Source organism: Vibrio splendidus 12E03, from assembly GCF_000272105.2.
GTDB classification, from domain to species: Bacteria; Pseudomonadota; Gammaproteobacteria; order Enterobacterales; family Vibrionaceae; genus Vibrio; species Vibrio splendidus_I.
Genome location: NZ_AJZD02000283.1, coordinates 1 through 417, shown reverse-complemented (window position 1 = coordinate 417; position 417 = coordinate 1). Strand labels below are relative to the sequence as shown.

Annotated in this window: 1 protein-coding gene; it reads left to right on the top strand. The window is 41.2% G+C overall.

The annotated features are described in order from the left end of the window. Positions 1 to 276 (top strand): hypothetical protein (locus A142_RS24995; RefSeq protein WP_019824346.1); only part of this gene is annotated, 276 nt, incomplete at its 5' end. Between the last annotated feature and the right edge of the window lie 141 nt (positions 277 to 417).

Here is a 417-nt window from a genome sequence, read left to right as displayed (position 1 = left end):
ATGTGCGAAAAGCAAAAACGTATAGAAGAGTTGGAAAAAGAGAACGCCGATCTTTACCAAACTTTGTCTAATACATACAAGCTTAATGCTGAAGGGCGAAAGTTCGAAGCTGAGCGAGAAAAGCTCAATGCCGAAGAACAAAAGTTTGAAGCTGAGCGAGAGAGGCTATTAATCGATACGATGAAAATGGTACGTGATATTAAATATCAACCGATATTACTTATCACGCCACTTGTCGTGTCATTGATCGCTTTAGTTGCTGCTATCGCTAAATAACCTCAATTCGACTTAACCTTAAAGCCTCTATCTTCGATAGGGGCTTTTTTATCACATCGCGCTTTGCGCACCACCCACCAGGGATGTCTCCCAGGTGGGGGCATCCTTTTATTTTTTAAGAGGAACTGATTATGCCAAATT